The sequence below is a fragment of the Stenotrophomonas sp. 3diitr2024 genome, from assembly GCF_042136455.1.
Lineage (GTDB): Bacteria > Pseudomonadota > Gammaproteobacteria > Xanthomonadales > Xanthomonadaceae > Stenotrophomonas > Stenotrophomonas sepilia.
On record NZ_JBHHMJ010000226.1, the window covers coordinates 1 to 329 of the forward strand.

A 329-nucleotide genomic window follows, 5' to 3' on the forward strand; every position below is an offset into this window, starting at 1 on the left:
CGGTGCGGTGCGTTACAGCCGCCAGAAGGACGTCGCGCAGAACGAGGAGCCGAGCAACGGCTACACCCTGGTCGACGCGCACCTGGCCTATCGTTGGGACCGCAACGCCAGCAACAGCGCGGCCAGCAGCAACACGGCACCTGCACCGCGATGTCCCGATTCGCCCAGCCAGGTCAGCGCCAGCAGCCGCGCGCCCAGCGCCAGCATCGCGGTGGACAGCACGTAAATACGACAGATTCAGCAGTTCGTATTACACATACACCGACAAATACGGTTGTAACATGTCAGTCGGAGCGTTCTCAAATTAAAAACCGTGAGCATGCGATGAA

General features: G+C 60.5%; 1 protein-coding gene and 1 pseudogene. Both read left to right on the forward strand.

Annotation, left to right across the window (positions count from 1 at the left end):
• Nucleotides 1-226 (forward strand): hypothetical protein (locus ABGA94_RS05175; protein ID WP_375366575.1); only part of this gene is annotated, 226 nt, incomplete at its 5' end.
• A pseudogene (locus tag ABGA94_RS05180) lies at nt 211-329 on the forward strand (peptide chain release factor-like protein); the annotation flags it as partial. The gene ABGA94_RS05175 and the pseudogene ABGA94_RS05180, both read left to right, overlap by 16 nt.